At 36.3% G+C, this 22,383-nt stretch carries 20 protein-coding genes; 4 read left to right on the plus strand and 16 right to left on the minus strand.

Annotated features, from left to right (window positions below; genetic code table 11):
• Positions 1 to 280 precede the first annotated feature (280 nt).
• The 12 genes from WAZ07_RS12080 to WAZ07_RS12135 all read right to left on the minus strand — a co-directional run bounded on the left by WAZ07_RS12080 (position 281) and on the right by WAZ07_RS12135 (position 13,063).
• The gene (locus WAZ07_RS12080) at positions 281 to 1,756 is read right to left on the minus strand and encodes a recombinase family protein (RefSeq protein WP_336472657.1); all 1,476 of its coding nucleotides are present in this window, start codon (positions 1,754 to 1,756) and stop codon (positions 281 to 283) included.
• Between the two features lie 345 nt (positions 1,757 to 2,101).
• Positions 2,102 to 2,317 (minus strand): YozE family protein, encoded by a 216-nt coding sequence (locus WAZ07_RS12085; protein ID WP_336472658.1) that lies wholly within the window; start codon positions 2,315 to 2,317, stop codon positions 2,102 to 2,104.
• 75 nt (positions 2,318 to 2,392) lie between these two features.
• Positions 2,393 to 2,665: a YokU family protein gene (locus tag WAZ07_RS12090; protein ID WP_336472659.1), complete on the minus strand. Its 273-nt coding sequence runs from the start codon at positions 2,663 to 2,665 to the stop codon at positions 2,393 to 2,395.
• Positions 2,662 to 4,080, minus strand: coding sequence for a lysine 2,3-aminomutase (gene kamA / locus WAZ07_RS12095; RefSeq protein ID WP_090911579.1), 1,419 nt, complete (start codon positions 4,078 to 4,080; stop codon positions 2,662 to 2,664). The genes WAZ07_RS12090 and kamA overlap by 4 nt, the downstream gene beginning before the upstream one ends.
• A gap of 245 nt (positions 4,081 to 4,325) precedes the next feature.
• Positions 4,326 to 5,705: a sigma-54 interaction domain-containing protein gene (locus WAZ07_RS12100; RefSeq protein WP_336472660.1), complete on the minus strand. Its 1,380-nt coding sequence runs from the start codon at positions 5,703 to 5,705 to the stop codon at positions 4,326 to 4,328.
• Positions 5,706 to 5,867: 162 nt separating this feature from the next.
• A complete protein-coding gene (gene ablB, locus WAZ07_RS12105; RefSeq protein ID WP_336472661.1) occupies positions 5,868 to 6,713 on the minus strand; it encodes a putative beta-lysine N-acetyltransferase in 846 nt (281 codons plus the stop codon).
• On the minus strand, positions 6,710 to 7,978 hold the full coding sequence (locus tag WAZ07_RS12110; protein ID WP_336472662.1) for a peptidase: 1,269 nt from the start codon (positions 7,976 to 7,978) through the stop codon (positions 6,710 to 6,712). Before WAZ07_RS12110 ends, ablB begins: the two co-directional genes overlap by 4 nt.
• Before the next feature lie 15 nt (positions 7,979 to 7,993).
• The gene (locus WAZ07_RS12115; protein WP_336472804.1) at positions 7,994 to 8,656 is read right to left on the minus strand and encodes a CoA transferase subunit B; all 663 of its coding nucleotides are present in this window, start codon (positions 8,654 to 8,656) and stop codon (positions 7,994 to 7,996) included.
• Positions 8,641 to 9,339: a CoA transferase subunit A gene (locus tag WAZ07_RS12120; protein WP_336472663.1), complete on the minus strand. Its 699-nt coding sequence runs from the start codon at positions 9,337 to 9,339 to the stop codon at positions 8,641 to 8,643. Before WAZ07_RS12120 ends, WAZ07_RS12115 begins: the two co-directional genes overlap by 16 nt.
• Entirely contained in the window at positions 9,336 to 10,646 is a 1,311-nt protein-coding gene (locus WAZ07_RS12125) for an aspartate aminotransferase family protein (protein WP_336472664.1), read from the minus strand. Before WAZ07_RS12125 ends, WAZ07_RS12120 begins: the two co-directional genes overlap by 4 nt.
• Positions 10,647 to 11,067: 421 nt before the next feature.
• Positions 11,068 to 12,540, minus strand: coding sequence for an NAD(P)/FAD-dependent oxidoreductase (locus WAZ07_RS12130; RefSeq protein WP_336472665.1), 1,473 nt, complete (start codon positions 12,538 to 12,540; stop codon positions 11,068 to 11,070).
• A gap of 367 nt (positions 12,541 to 12,907) precedes the next feature.
• Complete coding sequence (locus WAZ07_RS12135) at positions 12,908 to 13,063, minus strand: YjcZ family sporulation protein (protein WP_090911596.1); 156 nt, start codon at positions 13,061 to 13,063, stop codon at positions 12,908 to 12,910.
• A gap of 212 nt (positions 13,064 to 13,275) precedes the next feature.
• On the opposite strand from WAZ07_RS12135, the gene WAZ07_RS12140 reads away from it, so the two are divergent.
• Positions 13,276 to 14,040 carry a DUF4397 domain-containing protein gene (locus WAZ07_RS12140; RefSeq protein ID WP_336472666.1) on the plus strand — a complete coding sequence of 255 codons (765 nt, stop codon included), beginning with the start codon at positions 13,276 to 13,278 and terminating at the stop codon, positions 14,038 to 14,040.
• 91 nt (positions 14,041 to 14,131) lie between these two features.
• Positions 14,132 to 15,364, plus strand: coding sequence for an aminopeptidase (locus tag WAZ07_RS12145; protein ID WP_336472667.1), 1,233 nt, complete (start codon positions 14,132 to 14,134; stop codon positions 15,362 to 15,364).
• Positions 15,365 to 15,632: 268 nt separating this feature from the next.
• On the opposite strand, the gene WAZ07_RS12150 is transcribed toward WAZ07_RS12145, so the two are convergent.
• Positions 15,633 to 16,766, minus strand: a complete 1,134-nt coding sequence (locus WAZ07_RS12150) for a BA2291 family sporulation histidine kinase (RefSeq protein ID WP_336472668.1) — start codon at positions 16,764 to 16,766, stop codon at positions 15,633 to 15,635.
• A gap of 178 nt (positions 16,767 to 16,944) precedes the next feature.
• Between WAZ07_RS12150 and WAZ07_RS12155 the strand changes: the two genes are divergently transcribed.
• Positions 16,945 to 17,337, plus strand: a complete 393-nt coding sequence (locus WAZ07_RS12155) for a YueI family protein (RefSeq protein ID WP_336472669.1) — start codon at positions 16,945 to 16,947, stop codon at positions 17,335 to 17,337.
• A 176-nt stretch (positions 17,338 to 17,513) separates the two neighbouring features.
• Here the strand turns inward: WAZ07_RS12155 and WAZ07_RS12160 are convergent, their stop codons facing one another.
• On the minus strand, positions 17,514 to 18,869 hold the full coding sequence (locus WAZ07_RS12160; protein ID WP_413788886.1) for a hemolysin family protein: 1,356 nt from the start codon (positions 18,867 to 18,869) through the stop codon (positions 17,514 to 17,516).
• A gap of 758 nt (positions 18,870 to 19,627) precedes the next feature.
• Here WAZ07_RS12160 and WAZ07_RS12165 point away from each other — a divergent pair.
• Positions 19,628 to 20,119, plus strand: a complete 492-nt coding sequence (locus WAZ07_RS12165; RefSeq protein WP_336472670.1) for a chromosome segregation protein — start codon at positions 19,628 to 19,630, stop codon at positions 20,117 to 20,119.
• 47 nt (positions 20,120 to 20,166) lie between these two features.
• On the opposite strand, the gene hcp is transcribed toward WAZ07_RS12165, so the two are convergent.
• Both hcp and WAZ07_RS12175 read right to left on the minus strand, forming a co-directional pair.
• On the minus strand, positions 20,167 to 21,453 hold the full coding sequence (gene hcp / locus WAZ07_RS12170) for a hydroxylamine reductase (protein WP_336472806.1): 1,287 nt from the start codon (positions 21,451 to 21,453) through the stop codon (positions 20,167 to 20,169).
• A gap of 106 nt (positions 21,454 to 21,559) precedes the next feature.
• Entirely contained in the window at positions 21,560 to 22,156 is a 597-nt protein-coding gene (locus tag WAZ07_RS12175) for a hypothetical protein (RefSeq protein ID WP_090911610.1), read from the minus strand.
• Between the last annotated feature and the right edge of the window lie 227 nt (positions 22,157 to 22,383).

The following is a 22,383-nucleotide window of genomic DNA, read 5'->3' on the forward strand; positions in this document are numbered from 1 at the left end:
ACTATTAAGCTGTTTTTGTTGAAGTACAGTTTGTCACAATGTCTCATAAGACTTGCATCCCATTTATCTTCAACTTTTTATATTTAACAAATGGAGGAATCCAAAAAACATAACTGTAGTTAGGGTCTTCTACTTCACATTGAACTTGATCGATTCAATTAAAGTAAATTTATAATCCTCGGGAACAACTCGTTTCTTTTAGAATTACATACCTCTGTTCAGCCGGTAGTTTAAATGGCATGACTCATCATGCCATTAGCAGTAAGAATATTGGAGCTATTTATAGCCATTCGATTTCAATCATGACTTCGGGAACCTCTTTTTTTGTATTATGATTTGTAATCGCATTGGTTGAGAACCAGATTTTTTTTATAAACGTTTTAAAGAAAGCATTACAGTTTTCGGAGTCATATGTCTCTATCCTATCTAACATTTCAATAATTTTTTCTAACCGTCGTTGTTCTTCATCTGTATTCTTCAAGTTTTTTAATTGAATATCAACTAATTCAAGCTGTTGCTTAACTTGTTTGATTTGTTCCTCGTTCTCTTCACTCATTACAAGAAATTCACTCTTTCTTATTTCCCCGTCTGCTCTCATTATTGTTAAATTTTTTTGTCTCTTTTCATATCTTTCTAATTGCTTTTCTAATGAGTCCATTTGTGAAAGGAATTTATTTTCTTCATCCGTAATATCAAGAGATTTTAATTTCCGAATGGTCTTTTCAAGATCCTCCTTCTTTTCTTTTACCTTATTAATTACGTAGTCTTCTACAGGAAGATACTTATGTCCCCTATCTCTGCATTTATTATTGCTTATTTTGTAAAAACAAGATTTAATAAAATCAGTTCCGTTACCATCAATTTGGATGTATCTTTTTCTTCCACAGCAATTACAATAAATTAGGTTTTGAAGTCTTCGGGTTGCTTTCCTTTTATTAAAAAAATTTCCTGTTGTGTTTTCTTCAAGTATTTTTTGAACTTCTAACCATTGTTGCTTTGAGATGATTGGTTGATGGGCATTTTCTACAAAAACCTCATCAACAACTCTCCCGTTTACCCTTCTACAAGCTTTGACTACCCCATAATATACAACATTTCTTCTTATTGATGAGATATGAGAAGTCGTTAGAACCTTACCACTTCTACTCCTCCAACCTAGCAAATCTAATTCTTTGGCTATTTCGTTTGCACTAACTCTTTCTAAAGTCTTTTGGAATATGTATCTAATTATTTTTGCTTCATCCTCAACAATGACTAATCTTTGATTTTTGTCCTTTTCATATCCCAAAGGTGCCTTATTACTCATTGTCCATCTTCCTTGTTCTGCTGCTGCCAATCGACCTCGCCCCAAACGCTTTTTAATTTGCTTATATTCAAAATTTGCCATCATTGCTTGGAAAGAAAATAACATTTCATTACTTTCTTGATTTAGATCAATAGCACCCTGTGGTGTTAATATTTTGATGTCATGTGCAATCAACACTGATTTAATTTGTTCAGCATATGCATTGTCACGAGAAATCCGGTCTATATCCATTACCAAAAGATAATCGTATTCATCTAATTTACTTAACAATAAATTCAGCTGAGGTCTTTGTATGTTTACACCACTCGAAATTTCTTGATAAATGTCATATGTCAACTTATGTTGCTTTGCAAGTTTAATTAGAGCATTTCGATGATTTGTTAAGATATCCTCAATATCTAATTGTTCTTCATTCCTAGATAAACGTAAATACATAGCAGCCAACGCCATTTTATAGCCCCCAATGTGTCATATTAAATTCATAACACATAACCAATAAAAATAGAAAATTAACATTTGTGACTTTACCAACGGTACCATATAACGTAATCACGACTATATCTCCTATATTGTATTTGGGCTGCTTTTTTCTCGTCATGTCTCTCTCTCCTTTTCAAGTCGTGATTTTAAGTATGTGACGATAACAGTATATGCGACCCATTACAAAAACGCTTATCACATGAGGTTGTATAATTGAATATTTTTTCATAAAAAAATACACTCCTCTGTAGGAGTGTACATAACACAAATTAAAAATGAATAGTGGTAAAACGATCTGAAAATAGACGTTTCACTCTACTGCTCTTGCATATATAATTCCCATGCACGATCAAAAATGCTCATACTTTCTAATGAACCGCTTAACTCTAAGTATGAACTAACTTCATCATAATCCTCCGATTGTTTTGGAAAACTATGATCTTCATACATTGTTTCCGCCAAGTCGCATAGTTCATCTTTCAATAAAGAAGCACGGTGCTTCATCATATAATGATAAAATGACTTTTTCAATATTATTCCCTACCTTTCTAACTTGGCTACATTATACAAGGCAAACAAGAAAAAAACCAGCATGAAAAATGCTGGTTAAAAATCAAAATAATTTCGCTTTAGTAAACGAGGGCGCTCCATAAGTTCTGTATATGTGACTTGTTTTGGCAAATCTTTCGTATAAATTAAAAAGAGCTGATCTTCAATTTCTTTCACAATAACCTCTGATTGATAATGCATTCCACAAGTTGAACATGCGATACAAGGTGTTTCTTCAATTGTAATTGTTTGTGTTCCATCTGGTAACTCCCAGTAGACAGTATTTACACTTTCAATTGCTTCTTCACCTTCACACCACATACATCTCATACTGCATCTCCCTCAGTTTTTTTACTCTCATTTAATTTTTCCATTTGTGCTTGATATTTTTTATCTTTCAACTCGTCACGCTTTTCACGTTTATCTTTTAATGAAGCATGCGTATTATTTGTTTCATAATCTTTGCGGCGATTCATACGTTGCAAGCCTTCTGGTACAAGATTAAACTTCTTATCGCTCATCAGTGCTGCTATACCAACATCAGAATTCTTTTCTTCATAAGTAGGATAAATTTCTTTGAAATATCCTTCTGCTCTGCCTGCTACATAATTCTCTGGCTCTGGATACGTTGTAATAACACCTTCAAAGTTGCGAAGAACAACTTTGTCAGCACTTTGTGAAATAATATAATTTGGCTGAACAGCAATTTTACCACCGCCGCCCGGTGCATCTACAACAAATGTTGGCACTGCATAACCAGACGTATGTCCGCGTAACCCTTCAATAATTTCAAGGCCTTTAGAAACTGGTGCACGGAAATGGCCAATTCCTTCAGATAAGTCACATTGATAAATATAGTAAGGACGCACGCGAATTTTTACTAAATCGTGCATCAATTTTTTCATAATTGGTACGCTATCGTTAATACCCGCTAAAATAACAGCCTGGTTTCCAAGCGGTACACCTGCATTCGCAAGCATTTCACAAGCAAGTTTAGATTCTTCTGTAATCTCAATAGAAGTATTAAAATGTGTATTTAACCAAACTGGATGATATTTTTTAATGATATTGCAAAGGTTTTCCGTAATACGCTGCGGAAACACAACAGGAGCTCTCGTTCCAATACGGATAATTTCCACATGCGGAATTGCACGTAAATTCTTTAAAATGTACTCTAAAATGTTATCGTTAATGAGAAGTCCATCACCGCCAGAGATTAACACATCACGAACTTGCGGCGTTTCACGAATATAAGCAATCGCTTCGTCTAATTGCTTCTTTGGAACTCCCATTCCAATTTGTCCACTAAAACGACGACGTGTACAGTAACGACAGTACATAGAACATTGATTTGTTACTAGGAAAAGAACACGATCTGGATAACGATGTGTTAATCCTGGAACTGGTGAATCTTCATCCTCATGAAGCGGATCTTCTAAATCGTACTTCGTTTTATATAATTCCTCTGAAATCGGTACAGATTGCATACGAATTGGACAACGTGGATCATCTGGATTCATAAGGGATGCATAGTATGGTGTAATGTTTAATGGGATTGTTTTTGTTGAAATTTTAACACCTTCTTCTTCTTCCGGTGTTAAATTAATTACTTTCTTTAAATCATCTAATGTTTTAATTGTATTTGTTAACTGCCAAATCCAATCATTCCATTGCTCCTCTGTAACATCTTTCCATAATTCAATCTCTTTCCAATGACGTTCTGGTTTATATACGTCGTGTAACATTGCCATTCCCCCTTTTTCAAACGCTCACTATTTATTAAAGCAATAATCATGCCAACTTTAACGGTTACGTCTAGATTTTGATTCCTTTCTATTCGTACAACCTTGACTATTACAAGCTTCTTGACTATAAAAATATCGTTTTATTCGAAAGAAAAATAAAAATACCCCTTTAAAAAACAGAATTTTCTTTACTTTTATATATGTAAGCGCTCATTTATTCGTGCAAATGCACAAAAAGCTGCCGATTATTCGGCATATTTCGCATATTTATTTAATTTATACTGCAAAGTTTGTCTTGGAATACCTAACAACTTTGCAGCTTGTAAAACATTCCCTTTCGCTTCTAACATCGCTTGTTCAATCAACTCTTTTTCCGTTTTGTAAAGCGCTTCCCGAAGCGGTAATATTGGCTGTTTTTGCGGATGTGGCATTTGCCGAAACGAACGTGGCAAACAAGATAACGTTAGCATTTTCCCTTCTGCTACAATGACCGCATGCTCAATCATATGCTTTAATTCACGTACATTACCTGGCCAATGATACTGAAGCAATCTCTCTTTTGCATCTTCACCTATACCAATCACATTCTTTTTATATTCTTTGTTATAAGCCTTCAAAAAGTACGGGGCTAGCAATAAAATATCTTCCTTTCGCTCGCGAAGCGGCGGAATAAATAAAGAAAACACATTTAATCGATAATATAAATCTGTACGAATTTTATTTTCACGAAGGCACTCATCTGGAGGTTGATTCATTGCTGTAATTACGCGTACATCAACTTTTCTTGTTTTATTATCACCGATGCGGCGAATGATACCATCTTCTAATACACGAAGCATTTTTGCTTGTAAATCTAACGGCATCGAATTGAGTTCATCTAAAAATAATGTGCCACCGTCCGCAAGCTCAAATAAACCTGCGCGCTCTATGGCACCTGTATAGCTGCCTTTTGTTGTTCCAAACAGCAAGCTCTCAAGTAATGATTCTGGCAAGGCAGCACAGTTTTGAGCGATAAACGCGTTATTTCTTCTTTTCGATGCTTCATGTATTGCTTGTACAAATAGCTCTTTTCCCGTTCCTGTTTCACCGTAAATAAGTACGTTCGCATTAGTAGTCGCAACCTTTTGCGCCAGCTGTTTCGTCTGTAAAAAGCGCTTATCATTCGTTATAATCGTATCAAATGCTACATGTCTGTATGGTGCTTTTCTCGCTGGTGATCGCTTCATTTTCGACTGCAAGTCAGCAATTTTTTCTGTCAACTTTTGCATAGTAGAATAATCTTTTGCAATTTCAACAGCGCCAGCAATGCGTCCTTCTATAAAAATCGGTAGCGTTGTATTCACCGTATAAACATCTTCTCCACTTTGATTTTGGTATCGCTGCACTTGATGCAGGATTGGCTTTTTCATTTGCAATACCTTTAACAGTGTACTCGTTTCTGGTGTTAACGAAGGAAATGCCTCTAATAAATACTTACCAAGTACATCTTCTACATTCGATCCATCATGTTTTGCTGCTACTGTGTTATAAAAAATAGTAACTCCATTTTCATCTACCGCGTGAATGGCTTCATCAATGCTACTTAAAATCGCTTCAATCACTTCTTGTGTTGAAATCGCCAGCAACGTACTCTCCTCCTTTGCTCAAAAATCAGCAATTATTGTGCCAGATTTTGAGCACCTACCGCTAAAATGAAACTCCCATCAGCGAGGACTTTTTCTCCCCCACTTATGGAAGTTGAACAAATTGATTCTTTTCGAACCTTTATTTCTCTCTTATACTATGTACTAAATACGGGATAAATCCTTTGCCCAAACGTTCATATCCTCTAACTTATCAAAAATATAACAGTTATTTGCGAGCCGTCCTGTGTACGTATATCCAAGCTGATAAAATGCTGCGTTCATACCAAATGAAAGTGCCCGTGCGATTGTATACGAACAAAAAATACCTCTCTCTTGCAGTTCTTCTTCTAACTTCATAAGTAAACTTTTCATAAAACCATGCTTTCGATACTCTGGTAATGTTGCGCAATTTGTTAGTTCTGCATTTCCTTCTTTTACATTCATTTCTGCTGAAGCGGTGCTTATAATCTTTCCTTCCGTTTCATACACATAATAAATCGTATCTTCCTTCATCGTTTTCACAATATAATCGACTTTATTCAAAGGTGTTGGATAAATCTCAAATACTTTTCCAAATACGTCTGCAAGCTGCTTTGCATCTTCTTCTGTCGCTTTTCGCAAAACAAACTGTGCTGGTATTTCTTTTTCTATTACTTTCTTCGCAATTACACCACTTACAATTTCATCTTCCTTCACCCACTGCACACTATTTCGGCGTTCATCATCCCGATATTTCACCATAAAATATGCATCATGCCCCTGGAAGTATTGCGGAATACTTGCTTCTAATATAAAGCCAAGAGAGAGCCACTCAGAAACGTGCTCTCTCTTTCCTTTTATAATTAATTTCGTGAAAGAATGAGAGTTTGCGAGTTCTTCAACTTTATACATTACTTGTTCGACATTTCCCTTATAATGGTCAACTCGAATACGTTTATTAAAATAATCTAACGTGCCTTCTACTGTATAGTACTTCGTCTGTTCTGCAAATTCTTCGTAATATTTCATTTGTCCACCTCGCACCAATCTAGCAGTGTGCATGCAATAATTTTTGCTGCTGCGATCATTTTATCAATTTCAATATATTCATTTGGATAATGTGCGACTTTCGTTTCACCTGGACCAAACACGATAGTTGGAATATTTGCGATTTGTGTAAATAAGCCTCCATCTGTTCCCCACGGTGATGCCTCAATAATTGGCTCTGTACCTTCAATATGTACAAAATTGCCCTTTAGCGTCGTCATAAGCGGATGTTTTTCTTCTAATTCACCAGGAACCCACCTTGCGCCAAACCATTCTACTTCTACTGGATGTTTTGCAAACCATGGATCTACCTGATTTAACTGTCCTATCCAATTTTCAAATTCTATTTTTGCCTCTTCCATACTTTCATTTGGCGCAACACCATATCTTCCTTCTAAAGTAAGAAAATCTGGTACAGAGCTTGGCCAGCTGCCACCTTCAATTTTCCCGATATTAATCGGAATTGGAATCGGGATTCCTTTATATAAAGGATCTGTAATCCGTTCATTTCGTTTTTCTTCTAGCTTTCTCACATGCCTCACAACAAGCATGCTTTTTTCAATAGCACTTACACCTTCATAACGTGTCCCACCATGTGCAGCTTTCCCTTTTACGAATAAACGAAACCACATTGAACCTTGTTGTTTCGGGAAAAATTTCATATTCGTCGGCTCTGGGATAATCACACCATCTGCCTCGTAGCCTCGTAAAAGTGCTGCAAGCGTACCTGCGCCGCCGCTCTCTTCTTCTATTACACTTTGAAAATATACATCTCCCTTTAGAGAAATGCCTGTTGCTACAATTGCTTCGATTGCCAGCATGAGCGATACATTACCACCTTTCATATCGGTTGTACCGCGTCCGTATATACGATTCCCAATTTGTTCTCCTGCATACGGATGATGCTCCCACTGATTCACATCGCCTTCAGGCACAACATCAATATGACCATTTAAAATCATCGACTTTCCGCCGCCGCTTCCCTTTAACGTTGCTACAATATTAGGACTATCGTTAAAACTTGTACGCGGTGAGACGAAATACGGATGATCTTTCATTTTCGTAAACGACGGCTCCCAAATATCCAAATCTAAACCAAGCTCACGAAGCTTTTCAATTACAACTGCCTGTGCTCCGCTTTCATCTCCACTCGTACTTTTTTCTTGAATTAAACGTTTTAATAATTTCACACTCATATTTTCATGACTTTCAATATATTCACACACCTGTTTTTTATATTGCTCCAATTGTTACATCTCCCTTCAGTCAATCACTAGTAAAGACGGACTTACATGAAAAGCAGCTTCTGTGCATTTTTTTACATCTTCTACTGTGTACGGACTCATTAATTCTTGCAGCACTAGTCCTTCCGGTGTTACTTCCATTACTGCCATATCTGTAATAATTACGTCTACACATCGTTTTGATGTAAGCGGAAGCGTACATTCTGAAACAATTTTTGATTTTCCGTATTTATCGACATGATTCATGACAACAACAACACGTTTTGCCTTTTGCGCTAAATCCATGGCACCACCTATTCCCGGTACACGCTTACCTGGTACAATCCAGTTTGCTAAGTCACCTTTTTCACTTACTTGCAGTGACCCGAGAATGGTAATATCAAGTAATCCTTTTCGAATCATCCCAAATGCTGTGCTACTATCAAAATAACTAGCTCCGGCAATAATTGATGTCGGCAAGCCAGCCGCATTACATAAATTTTCATCCTCTTCGCCTTTTACAGGTGTTGGTCCCATACCAACGATACCGTTTTCCGCATGAAACATAACATGCATATCATCTGGCAAGTGATTCGGAATAAGAGATGGGATGCCGATCCCCAGATTCACAATCATTCCGTTTTGAATTTCCTTCGCAGCACGCTTTGCAATTTTATTGCGAACATCTACTCCCATGCCCATTTCCAATTCACTCCTCCCGATGGAACGATATAATCAACAAATACACCAGGCGTTATAATCTCTTCTGGATCGAGTTCCCCAAGAGGAACAATTTCTTCAGCCTCTACAATCGTAATATCTCCAGCCATTGCGACATGTGGATTCATATTGCGTGCACTTTTATCAAACACGAGGTTTCCAAACGGATCTGCTTGTTTCGCAAACACGATGGACACTTCTGCGGTTAATGCGGTTTCAATCAAATATGTCTTCCCATTTATTTCAACTGTTCGTTTTCCTTCTTCTACAATTGTATCCATTCCAACATCAACAAGAACACCACCTAGTCCGACTCCTCCAGCTCGAATTCGTTCTGCCAATGTACCTTGAGGGGAAAATTCAATTTGCAATCTCCCTTCATTTAACTGCCGTCCTGCATTTGGGTTTGAACCGATATGCGATGTAATTAATGACTTTACACGCTCATTTGTCACAAGGCGACCAATTCCCACATCAGGAAAACCAGTATCATTACCGATTAAATGTAAATCATGAATTCCTTTATCTAAAATCGCTTGAATTAAAGAGGGAGGGGAGCCAATGCCTCCAAACCCTCCAAACATAAGCGTCATCTCATTATGAAAATATGGCATAACATCTTGTATTGTTTTTAGCTTTTTAAATGTATTTGTAATAGTTGTCATGCGATACTATGCCCTCCTTTTTGTGTCATTTCCTCTACACTCTTCGCAAAAATATGAAGTAGTTCATCCAGCTCTGCATATGTAGTCGTAAGCGGCGGCGCAACTAACAATGCACTATCTTCCTTACCCGCTTGCCCTGATACAGCTTGGTATAAAAGAAGACCATTTTTCGCCGCAACCGAAATAAGTTCAGATGCTTTTGTAAACGGTTGCAATTCTACTCCAATCAGAAAACCTTTCCCGCGTACATCAGCAATAATTGTCGATTGTTGCTGCATCTTTTGCAAACCTGCAATTAAATATTTCCCTTTTTCAGCAGTTTCTTCTGGCAAATGGTGCTTTTCTGTATATTCAATTACCGCTAAAGCTGTTGCTGCAGAAAGTGGATTTGCGCTCAATGTATGCCCACTCATCACAGAACGGGACCCCCGTAAAATCGGTTCCATCACACGATCACTTACCATCGTTGCAGCAATTGGCGCATAGCCAGCTGCTAACCCTTTTCCGAGCGTCATAATATCCGGCTGGACACCCCAGTGTTCCATCGCAAACCATGCTCCAGTGCGGCCAAGTCCTGTCATAACTTCATCAGCAATAAATAAAATATTATAATGCTCACAAATATCCTTAATCACCTTATAATAATCTTTCGGTGGTACAACAGCTCCCCCAGCTGCACCGATAATCGGCTCCGCAATAAACGCTGCAATATGCTCTGCTCCAATACGTTCAATGGATCGCTCTAACTCTGTTGCGCACGAAAGTTGACATGTCGGATACACCTTTTGGACTGGACAACGGAAACAATACGGGGCTGGTAATGTCGGGTAATCTTCCAATATGGAAACAAAACGTTGCCTACGCAGCGGATGCCCAGACATGGATAATGCTCCCATCGTAATTCCGTGATAACTCATCCAACGCGATAAAATTTTATGTTTCCCTTGAATACCGCGTTCTTGAAAATGTTGAATTGCAATTTTCATTGCCGTTTCATTTGCCTCTGTACCGCTATTCACGAAGAAGCTCCAATTTAAATCCCCCATATTTAAGTCGCTCAGCTTTTTTGCGAGCTTCTCTGCCGGTTCGCTCGTAAACTGCGAACGATACACAAAGGCAATCTCCTCCGCTTGCTGCTTAATAACTTCTGCAATCTCCGTTACGCCATGTCCGATACTTGCTGTAATCGCTCCTGACGAACCATCAAAATATTTGTTGCCGTTTTGATCATATAAGTAAACACCTTTCCCGTGTGAAATCATCGGATACGGTTGACCAACAAGTGGCTTAATTAAGTAATCACGCATGACGTTCCCCCCGTTTCTTCAACTCATATATAAATATGTAGAAAATCAATTCTTCTTTCATAAAAAAATTCTCTGCCTAGGCAGTGATTCTATTAAAAAGTCATTATTATAGAATATAAAAATAAATGCATAAAAACAAAATAGAAAGAAATTTCAGAAATAATAATCTATAAATCAACAATATTCTCTCTAATCCCCCCCATCCAAGCGAAACCAGCAACTAAAAATCTTCTTACTCCTCTCTTCTAAAATATCATTTAAAATGAAAATATGTTGCTAATGTGTAAACTTCGACAGCACTCTGAGGATTTTCCTTCTTGCTTCTTCATTTTGTTTCATATACTTTCAAACAAATTTAGACAAAATTTTCATAAAAAGAAACTCGTCCTATGATAAGACGAGTTTCTTCTATAAACATATATTATCCTACTACAACTTCTTCTCTTTTTTCTGTTTTCCTTGTTAAATGTTCTACGATATTACGAGCAATTTGAACACCGCATGCACTTGCTTGTGCGAGTCCGCGTGTAACTCCAGCGCCATCTCCGCCTAAGTATAGGCCGGAAATTTCGGATTCAAAATGTTCGTTTAGTTTTGGTCTTGCGGAGTAGAATTTCGCTTCTACACCGTAAAATAATGTATGTTCAGATGCAATACCTGGTGTGACATGATTCAATGCTTCTGTCATTTCAATTAAGCTTTTCATTGTATTGTATGGCAATACAAGACCTAAGTCTCCTGGTACTGCTTCTTTTAATGTTGGCTCAAGAAACCCTTCTTGAATACGCTTCGGCGTAGAACGACGACCTTTTAAAATATCTCCATACTTTTGTACCGTAACTCCACCCATTGAAATACGATTTGCTAAGCGTGATACTTCATGTGCGTATTCGTTCGGCTGATCGAACGGTTCAGAAAATTGATGTGATACTAAAAGCGCAAAGTTTGTATTATCACTTCCTAGCACAGGATCTTTATATGCATGACCATTCGCTGTCATAATACCAGAGTGATTTTCAACAACAACATGACCAGACGGGTTACTACAGAATGTGCGTACTCGCGTTCCGACAGATGTGTTGAATACGAATTTTCCTTCATAGAGATGCTTATTTATTTCTTCCATTACGATATTTGAAGTTTCAACGCGAACACCGATGTCTACTTGATTCGTGCTCATTTTTAAACGGCGTTTTTTCATAATTTTTGTGAGCCAAGCAGATCCATCACGCCCTGGTACAATGACTACTTTTTTCGCTGATAGTATTGTTCCATCTTTTAAAACAATTCCACGTACAGTATGTTCATACTCTGCTTTTTCAGTTACGATGTCGTCTACTTCCACTTTAAATTTCATGTCAATTTTCTCTTTTAAATATTCAAAAATGCTTTTTAAAATTTCTAAGTTTTGTTCTGTTCCTAAGTGACGAACTTGTGCACGCAATAGTTTTAATCCTGCTGCATAAGCACGCTTTTCAATATCACGAACTTCATCCGTTAATGGATCTGTAATTGATGTAGTTGCACCGTGTGCTAAGTTAATTTCATCTACATATTTGATTAAGTCCAATACTGTCGATGGAGATAAATAATCTGTCATCCAACCACCGAATTCACTTGTAATGTTAAATTTACCATCTGAATATGCTCCTGCCCCGCCGAAGCCATTTGTGATTGAGCATGCTGGTAAACATCCTGCATACTCTTTCTTTCCAGCAGCAGGCGGACATTTCGTTATTTTCTTCTGAAGAATCGGACAATTGCGCCGATAAATATCATGTCCTTTATCAATTAATAGCACTTTTGCATCTGGCATTTTACCAATTATTTCATAGCAAGCGAAAATTCCCGCAGGACCTGCACCTACAACAATTACATCATAGTTCGTATTCATATATTCATTCCCCCATTGCATTCCTTAGAAAACCCTTACTAAAGGTAGCATGTTCCATTTGGAATGTCAACAAAACGAACGAACGATTTTCATAAACCCTATTTAAACGTTCGTGAAAAATCCGTTTTTTATGTATATGGAATTAAAAAAAGCATTAAAAACAAGAAAGAACCGATTAATCCATCCCGTACCACTGAATAGCAAGACCCCCACCTCAAGATTAAAAAAGGCAAAGAAACTAGGTGGAGGATAACTGCTGGCATGCGCCCGATTGGGCAGGCTTTCCATCAGTGAAGGATGAAGCTCTCTACTGATGGAAGTTTCACTTTATTATTAATCGGTTCACCATGACGCTCTTTCTGCATAACTAGAAGCGTACGCAAGTAGCTCCAATAATAATTAATAAAATAAACAACACAACAATGATCGCAAAGCCATAACCATATCCACAGCCTCCAGCGCCATATCCACCGTAGCCATATCCACAGCCATAACCTGGATATCCTCCACCGTAACCCCACATAGTTTTTCACTCCTTACATCCATTTAAAATAGTTTACATTCACAAAATATGTAGGACAAACATCTATTTGTATGTGTGTTTGCCTAGAAATAAAAAAAATCTCCAGCTTAGCTAGAGATTTCATCTCCTTAAAGATTAGCAAGACTTTTTTGCATACCTTCTCATTGTACATGCATATAGTTGTAATAATGATAATAGAGGGAGGCAAATCAATGAATTCATCTGAAGTAGAAAAATATGCCCAGCAAGCTGCAATGTATAAACAACTTGCTTGTTATTACAAATATACAAATCCGCAAAAATATATAGAGGTATACTTAAGACACTATGAGGCGATGAAACAACTTGTACAAGCTTACGAGCAAAGCCGTGTATCACCACCGTATTCAAGCGAGCAAGCATTGCCCTCTTACATTCGAATCTTACACGCTTCTCCTGATTCATCTGCCATTGATATTGTTATAAATGGACAAAAAGTAGTAAAAAACATTTCGTTTAAGCAATATAGCCCATATCTTTCACTTACACAAGGGCAATACCGCGTTGATATCGTACCTGCTGGCGGGGAAACTCCCATCTTTTCAACTCTCACTCCTGTAATGGGAAATCATACATATACTCTTGCAGCAGTTGGTAATGTTAATAAACTGCAACTGTTAAATTTAACTGATAATACACCTCTTCCATATGGACAAACAAAAATACGATTCGTTCATTTATCTCCTGATGCACCTCAAGTAGATGTAGCTTTAAAGGATGGGGAAAAACTGTTTGAAAAGGTTTCATTTAAACAATCAACAGATTATTTACAAGTGAGTCCTGGCGTAGCAGATATAGAAATAGCTGCTGCAGGAACAAAAAACATTATATTAACAATTCCTGAGGTGAAAATTGAGGCAAATAAGATTTATACGGTTGTTACGCTTGGTTATGCTCATAAATCTCCAAAATTGGAAAGTTTATTTTTGACAAATTAAATTTTCTGCAAATACTAAAAACCAGAATAGAAAAAATAATCAATTTATTTTATAATTTTATAGTAATCTATATATTTTCAGGAGGTTGCTCATGACTCATTTTGAAGAAAATTTAAAAAAGTACGCGCAATTAGTTATACAAGTTGGGATTAATATTCAGAAAGGACAAACTCTCGTTATCCATGCACCTATTACATCTTCTCGCTTAGTTCGTGAATTATCAAAGCAAGCCTATAAATCCGGAGCAAAAAATGTCCATGTCGAATACTCCGATGAAGATTTAACGTTAATTAAATACTTACATTCACCACTAGAAGGTTTGAAGGAATTCCCCCACTGGAAAGCAAAAGGGCTTGTTGAATTAGCGAAAAACAATGCTGCTTTTTTATATATTGCTGCATCTAATCCTACTCTTTTTCAAGACATTGATGCAGAAAGACTTGCAATTGCTATGAAAACAAATGCCTCTGGTATGAAGGAACTTAACGAATATCGAATTAATAGTCAATGTAGTTGGTCAATTATCTCTATGCCAACCATTGAATGGGCCTCTCAAATCTTCCCTGAACTCGATGCCAAAGAAGGTGTCAATAAATTATGGGATCTTATCTTTAAAACTACAAGAGTAACTGATGATAACCCTATACAGGCATGGCAAAACCATATTCAATTATTAAATAGTAAAGCACATCATTTAAATGAGAGAAAGTATAAAAAACTACATTATAAATCTGACAAAACAGATTTAACAATCGAACTTCCTAATAACCACAAATGGTTAAGTGCACAATTTCAAAATAAATTACATACTCCATTTATACCGAACATGCCAACAGAAGAAGTATTTACTGTCCCATTAAAAAAAGGGGTAAACGGTGTAGTAAGGAGTACAAAACCCTTAAATTACGGTGGCACATTAATTAATAATTTCTCTCTGACTTTCCGTGAGGGAAAAGTTATAGATTGTTCAGCTGAAACCGGCTATGAAACTTTGAAAAAATTACTGGAAACAGATGAAGGAGCTCTGCATTTAGGAGAAATTGCGCTCGTCCCACACGATTCACCTATCTCGAATACAAACGTTATCTTTTTCAACACATTATTTGATGAAAATGCATCCTGTCATCTCGCATTAGGCAATGCACTTCCTATGTGTATTCAAAACGGTATTAATATGAGTAAAGCAGAGCTTCAAGAAAACGGATTAAATGATAGTATTACTCATGTTGATTTTATGATTGGATCTGCCAACCTCGATATTGATGGCGAAACATCAAGTGGAAAACTTGAGCCTATCTTTAGAAAAGGGAATTGGGCATTTTAATTTTTGTGTCAAAACATAAAGTGAAACTTCCATTTAACAAAAACACACCGTTCAAAATGAGAACGGTGTGTTTTTAAATGTAACAAACTACCACACTATGGCATTTCTTAAAAAATATATAAATCCATTTTCATTTTTCGACACACATGTCGCTGCTACACACAGCCAGATGCTCTCGCCCCTCTTAAAAAGAAAGACGTTCTTATGTGGCTTTTCAGCTTGTATATATAATCGATACAATGATCTACATCTCTACTATATACATTTATTACTTTTCAAACGAAATATGAAATTCTGTCCACTCTTTTGTTGACTTACATGTAATGAATCCTTTATGTTTCTCCACAATTTGTTTACAAACAAATAAACCAATCCCAGTTCCTAACTTTTTTGTAGTTACAAATGGTTCAAATATTGTTTCTATATTTTCCTGCGGAATCATTGGTCCATTATTTTTAATAAAAATATGTATTAACTCTTCATCTTCACACACATCAATAACAATTCTCTTACTTTCTTCTATTCCTTCAAGAGCGTCGATAGAGTTCATTAAAATATTTAAAAACACTTGCCTAACTTCACTTCGATATCCCATAAATGATATTGGATGCGACAAATTTTTCTCGATAGAAACATTTGCATTTACTAAACTCGGATATAAGAATTGGATAATATCATGAAATAAATCATTCAACCAAAATTTTTCTGCTTCATTCCATATTTCTTTTTTTGACACAAGTAAAAACTGAGAAATTCTAAAATTTAATTGATCAAGCTCATGCGAAATAATATCTAAATACGGGAGATGCGGTTGATCCGATTTTAACAACTTTACAAATCCCATAATAGATGTTAATGGATTACGAAACTCATGAACAAAACTTGCTGACATTTGTCCTAATATTGTCAATCTCTCTTTATGCGTTTCGTTAATGAATTTTTGCTTTTCCTCCAAATTTTTCGATATAATTTCTGAGTATTTCAAAACCGTATAATAAATTAAACGATCAAAACAAATATGTATTTTTGCCATGATTGGTTTCAATTCACGAGCACTCACATCTAATTCACACATTGCTTCAAATAATTCATTCCGTCCGACATTCGCATTATAGACAAAGTCACCAATATTTGCATCTGCCCCCGCGCGCTCAATGGCAATTTTCTCACATAATGGTCTAATAAGTTCAATACCTTTCTCACTCATAATAAGCTCAATCATTAATGATAACAATTTTTCTCCGTTTTCATTAATTTCTTGTCTAAAAGGATCATTTTCTGAAATAATAATTTTGTTTTTCCAGTTCTCTACGAATAGCTGTTTATTCATTTCTAAGTACGTACAAAACATTTTACTAATATCTTTATCGATCGGAAAAACCCCCATTCCCTCCATCTCCATACGAAAAACACCCTATATATTTTGAATATTAACACAAAAAACATTTTTCGTTAAGATACTATTGTCACATTTTGTTATTTCATGTTGATAAAATTTTTCAATATAGTATGTGAAATTATTTTTTTTTGCATCCTTTTCATTTTTTTCATACAATAGAAACAAGAAAGGTGTGAAAAAAATGGTAAATAAAAATGTGGAAGACTATCTTCAAGAAGGCATTCACGGGCAAAAACAAAACAAGCCTGAAGAGCGTAACATGTTTTTAAGCACATTGCGTGAACGTGTGGAAATTGCATTAACGATTGGACAGGTAATGCAAACGAACGTTTATTCAGAAATTAAAAAAAGTATGGGTTCTTCTCAAGGATTAACATTGTATGTGAACGGTAACATCGCATATCCACATTTATCTAAATACATTAAATTAGCAAATGAAAAACAAGTGCCGTTTACAATTGTACAAAATAAAGATGCAAATACACCAATTGGACTTGTACTCGCACATAATACAGCAGTTGAAAAAGAACATATTTATGTGGAAGATGAGATTTATAAGCAAGAGATGAACTGACAAAATACGCCTGGCCTCTAACCGGGCGTATTTTTTACGATAAAGTAAAACTTCCATCAGTGGGGGTTTTCTTCATCCCCCACCTATCTTCTTTGCTTTTCTCTAAATCTTGAGGTAGGGATCTTACTGTCCGCGAATAGCGGGATAAACAAAAAACCTTCCCATATAGGAAAAGGTTATGAACTGACTTGTTCTTGAAGTGAGACATGTTGCTTTGCAACTTCTACAGGCTGCATTGCAAGCTGCTTCGTCACTTCAATTTGTTTAATGTAATGACCATCTAATTCAACAATACGAAACTTATAATTTTCAATATCAATACTATCACCTTGTTCAATTTCAAGATGTTCTGTTAAAATCCAGCCTCCAATTGTATCAACGTCTTCATCATCAATTGAAAGTCCTAACAATGCATTAACTTCACTAACAAGTACTTTTCCTTCTAAAATTGTTTTTGTTTCGCTAATGCGCTGAATTTCTGGCTTTTCATCTGTATCAAATTCATCTTGTATGTCGCCAACAATTTCTTCTAATATATCTTCAACTGTTACAAGTCCAGACGTTCCGCCGTACTCATCCACTAAAATTGCCATATGTGTGCGTTCGCGCTGCATTTTTACAAATAGATCATGAATAGCGATGGATTCAATAATTTGAATAATCGGACGGGCATACTGTGCAACAGTTTCTTTATTTGTCCCATCATGTTTCACAAAATCTGTGAAAATATCTTTAAAGTTTACAAAACCGATAACATGATCCTTATCTCCATCAATGATAGGATATCTTGTATACTTCTCATTTGACATCATTTTCATTGCTTCCGTAACAGATTGCTCTTTTTCTAAAATTACCATTTCTGTACGCGGAACCATAATTTCTTTCGCAATTCGATCGTCAAATTCGAAAATTTTATTTACATATTTATATTCTGATTGATTAATTTCACCATTTTTATAACTCTCTGATACAAGCATACGTAACTCTTCTTCTGAATGTGCTGCTTCATGCTTCTGCATTGGTTTAAGCCCAACCATTCTCGTAACAATACGCGCGGAACCATTCAATGTCCAAATAAACGGATATGCAAGTCGGTAGAAAGAAATAAGCGGTCTTGCAATTGCTAAACTAATCCCTTCCGCCTTTTGAATTGCCAACGTTTTTGGAGCTAACTCACCTACCACAACATGAAAAAAGGTAATAAACATAAAAGCTAAAAAAACCGATAAGACAGTTGCTACCGAGGGAGGCACCTCCAATCTTGCAAAAATCGGATCAAGCATACGTTTAACCGTCGGTTCCCCTAGCCATCCAAGGCCGAGCGCTGTCACTGTAATCCCTAGCTGACACGCTGATAAATACTCGTCTAAGTTTGTAATGACTGTTTTCGCAGCAATTGCACGTTTATTTCCTTCTGCAATTAAATAGTCGATGCGCGAGCTCCTAACTTTGACAATTGCAAATTCAGACGCAACGAAGAAAGCAGTTAAGGCAATTAAAACAATCACCATACTTATACTAAATATGTCCAAATACGTTTCCTTACTCACCTTGTAAGTAAGGAAGCCACCTCCTAATTGTTTTATTCTAAAGAAAAAACTTCTCTAACAATCTTACAAGTTTCTACACTAATAATCACCTTTTATACATTATATGCATGCATAAAAAAGATATTTACGTTTATGATAACGAAACTTATACTCTCCGTCAAATAAGAGAAACAGCTGAAATTATATACATACAAATTAAAAAGTCGACATAAAAAACTTCTTTCTTTTTAGGCGGCGAGAGCATCTAGCCATGCATAGAGGCGGTCAGGGCCTTTTTCTGCCACATGCAAGGTTTAAAAACAAAAGGAGAAAGTAAGTAGCGGTCATGTTGTATTCTGCATAGATGCGACTTATAAAGAAAAGCGGAAGCGGCTCGCTCAGAACAAGAGGGGGATGGAGCTTCTGACATAGAGGCGCTTTTTGCCTTGGCGGAAGACGCGAAGCCACCGACTGTTTAGCCCCGTTGGCTAAGGTTCCTTCACACAGAAGGGGTTTTTTACCTTCTTGTGTGGAAGGTTCCTAGACATGAGGGCCTAGGAGGCAGAGCTAGACAAGATGCCGAAAAATTAAAATGGATTTATATAGACAATTTTTTTATTTTCGGGATATTTCCTTCCTAAAAAAATTATTTTTGTGAAAAAGCACTTTCTTTGCCGATTTCTCACTTCTTTTGTCAAGCATGCAGGGAACAAAAAAGCTATCACGAATCCTTCTAACAATAAGACGTAGGAGGGATTATTGTGGAATATAAAACGCCGATGATTGCCAAAACGTTAAGTATTAGTCCAAAAGCTGTCATCCGCCTTGCGCAGCAAATTGGATTAGAATTAAAAAAGAATAAATTTGGACACTATGTTTTTTACGAAAAAGATTTACAGCAAATGCTTGAATTTCAGCGCTCTACATCAAGTCACGAACATAAACTCCCTTCCAATCCTGCTGCTGAGGCAGCACCATCAAATGAAATGCAACAATTTATAAAAGAATTAAAACATATTTCCCTACGATTAGATCGTCTAGAAGAAAAATTACAAGAAAAGGCAGACGATGTTGTAAGCTATCAATTGTTACAGCACCGTAATGAAATAGAAGAAATGCATGCAAAAATTGAACAATTAGAAGCGGCACTTAAACGAAAAGAACCTATCTATATTACCCCAGAAGTCGCAGCATCAAAACAAGAAGAAAAACCAAAACGACGTAAAATGATTTTGAATATTTTTGGATTTTAATATTCTGTAATAAAAAAGGTGATGTTCATCGAACATCACCTTTTTTATTATGATAACATCGTTTTCATATCTTCTTCTGCTGTTGTAATGAGTTGTAAACGAAATGCGTCTTGTAACACTTGTAGTACACCTGGTGATATAAACTCCGGTGCTTTCGGACCGATACGAATATCTTGAATACCAAGACTAAATAATCCGAGTAAAATGGCTACAGCCTTTTGCTCAAACCAAGACAATACAATGCTGACTGGTAACTCATTCACTTCACATTGAAATGCTTCCGCTAAAGCGGCTGCAATTTTCACTGTTGAAATCGAATTATTACATTGTCCGAGATCAATATAACGCGGTATATTCGTTCCTGGCACAAAGCCATAATCTACGTCATTAAATCGAAATTTCCCACAAGATGTCGTTAAAATAACTGTTTCTGGTGGTAAGGATGTTGCTAATTCACGATAATATTCCCCGCCTTTTCCAGGTGCATCACAACCAGCAATGACGAAGAAACGTTGAATTTTACCAACTTTCACCGCATCAATAATTTCCGGTGCAAGCGATAATACGGTTTCATGGTGAAATCCCGTTGTTAATTGTTCTTCTGACTCCATTTGTACATCTGGAAGTTCCAGCGCCGTTTCAATAAGCGATGTAAAATCATTATTTTCAATTTTGCGTACTCCCTCTAATCCTGCAACATCGTAGGAAAAGAAGCGATTTGCATATGTTCCTTTGATTGGCATCACACAATTTGTCGTTGCTAATATAGCTCCTGAAAATTTTTCGAATAAACGACGCTGATCATACCAAGCCTTTCCGATATTCCCCTTTAAATGCGCATATTTTTTCAACTGGGGATAACCATGTGCCGGCAGCATTTCAGAATGTGTATAAATATTGATACCTGTTCCTTCTGTTTGCTTTAATAACTCTTCTAGCGCAAACAAATTATGTCCTGTAACAACAATTGCTTTCCCATAAGCGCGATTTTGTGTAATTTGTACTGGTTCTGGCACTCCGAAATGATCAGTATGTGCCTTATCAAGTAATTCCATCACGCGAATCGCGGCTTTCCCAACTTTCATTGCCATATCTAAATGTTCTTGTTCATTAAAGTTTGAATTTGTTAACGTCATATATAACGCTTCGTGCGTTACTGCATCTACAAATGGGTCTGTGTATCCAAGCTGTGCTGCATGGGTACGATAGGCAGCAATTCCTTTTAAAGCAAAGACGATAATATCTTGTATACTTGCAATGGTTTCATCTTTTCCACAAACTCCGATAATTTTACATCCTCCGGTAGGCGTTTGTTCACATTGATGACAAAACATCATTCCCATCCCCTCTCTAGCAATCTTTATAGTGTAAGCGTAATACAAATCGCTATCGAAAGATGTGATGATAATCACATGGAATGATGCAATTTTGTGACAATTTTTATCTTGTTAACATAATATTTTTACTGTTCTCTTTAATCAATGCTTGTGCATGTGCATTTCCTTGAATCACATCACGAAATTCCTTCAAAGAATACATATGCGTCAATCCCTTCATAACATGAATACGAACTGGTACACCTTGTAGTTCATCATTAACAGTCAATGCTTCATCGATTGGCTCAATTGGAAATCCTAATGAACGTAAGTACATATACATACGCTTTGTTACAACCGCAATATACCACTCCGCCTTTACTTCTAACGCATGTATAAATAAAATCGTCGCAAGTTGTTTAAATTGTCCACGACCGCGAGATGTTTTTGCAATACTTAACTTTCCAATTTCGTACACGTTTTTTAACCCTTTTATATATTCACTTTCAGAAAACGGATAAAAAAACTCGGAATTCGATTGTTCAGGTGTTGTATAATGTATACATTCAACCGTTCCGATATAATGATTGTCTTCTATCAATAAAAATCTTGAAGGTGTTAAATTTCGTTCTACAAACATTAAGTTTCGTTCTTCACAAAAATCTCCCCATAATTGTTCGAACCAAAAATGTTCTTCCTTTGTTTGAACACGTTGGAACATACTACCCCGCCTTTCCCATTACCCTTTACTTTTGTTAGCGCTTTCATCACCTATCATATAAAAAGGAAACATGCTATGCAAGAAAAATTGTTTTTCCATTTATAGTTTCCATATATAAATGATGATTCCTGTATTATTTTTACATTTATACAAAAATTCCATATATACATAACAATATTCATAAAAAACATGTTACATTTTGTAAAATACCTTCCTCACCTCAAAAT

This window comes from Bacillus bruguierae, assembly GCF_037104725.1.
GTDB classification, from domain to species: Bacteria; Bacillota; Bacilli; order Bacillales; family Bacillaceae_G; genus Bacillus_A; species Bacillus_A bruguierae.

Bases quoted from the DNA above. Each gene is read 5' to 3' on its own strand.
- WAZ07_RS12125 (WP_336472664.1), bottom strand. From the start codon at position 10,646: ATGCGTGATTACTTAATTAAGCCACTTGTTGGTCAACCGTATCCGATG.
- ablB (WP_336472661.1), bottom strand. From the start codon at position 6,713: ATGAAATATTACGAAGAATTTGCAGAACAGACGAAGTACTATACAGTA.
- WAZ07_RS12145 (WP_336472667.1), top strand. From the start codon at position 14,132: ATGACTCATTTTGAAGAAAATTTAAAAAAGTACGCGCAATTAGTTATA.
- WAZ07_RS12140 (WP_336472666.1), top strand. From the start codon at position 13,276: ATGAATTCATCTGAAGTAGAAAAATATGCCCAGCAAGCTGCAATGTAT.
- WAZ07_RS12090 (WP_336472659.1), bottom strand. From the start codon at position 2,665: ATGAGATGTATGTGGTGTGAAGGTGAAGAAGCAATTGAAAGTGTAAAT.
- WAZ07_RS12080 (WP_336472657.1), bottom strand. From the start codon at position 1,756: ATGGCGTTGGCTGCTATGTATTTACGTTTATCTAGGAATGAAGAACAA.
- WAZ07_RS12115 (WP_336472804.1), bottom strand. From the start codon at position 8,656: ATGGGCATGGGAGTAGATGTTCGCAATAAAATTGCAAAGCGTGCTGCG.
- WAZ07_RS12120 (WP_336472663.1), bottom strand. From the start codon at position 9,339: ATGACAACTATTACAAATACATTTAAAAAGCTAAAAACAATACAAGAT.
- hcp (WP_336472806.1), bottom strand. From the start codon at position 21,453: ATGTTTTGTCATCAATGTGAACAAACGCCTACCGGAGGATGTAAAATT.
- WAZ07_RS12135 (WP_090911596.1), bottom strand. From the start codon at position 13,063: ATGTGGGGTTACGGTGGAGGATATCCAGGTTATGGCTGTGGATATGGC.
- WAZ07_RS12130 (WP_336472665.1), bottom strand. From the start codon at position 12,540: ATGAATACGAACTATGATGTAATTGTTGTAGGTGCAGGTCCTGCGGGA.
- WAZ07_RS12175 (WP_090911610.1), bottom strand. From the start codon at position 22,156: ATGTTCCAACGTGTTCAAACAAAGGAAGAACATTTTTGGTTCGAACAA.
- WAZ07_RS12155 (WP_336472669.1), top strand. From the start codon at position 16,945: ATGGTAAATAAAAATGTGGAAGACTATCTTCAAGAAGGCATTCACGGG.
- kamA (WP_090911579.1), bottom strand. From the start codon at position 4,080: ATGTTACACGACGTATATAAACCAGAACGTCATTGGAAAGAGATTGAA.
- WAZ07_RS12150 (WP_336472668.1), bottom strand. From the start codon at position 16,766: ATGGAGATGGAGGGAATGGGGGTTTTTCCGATCGATAAAGATATTAGT.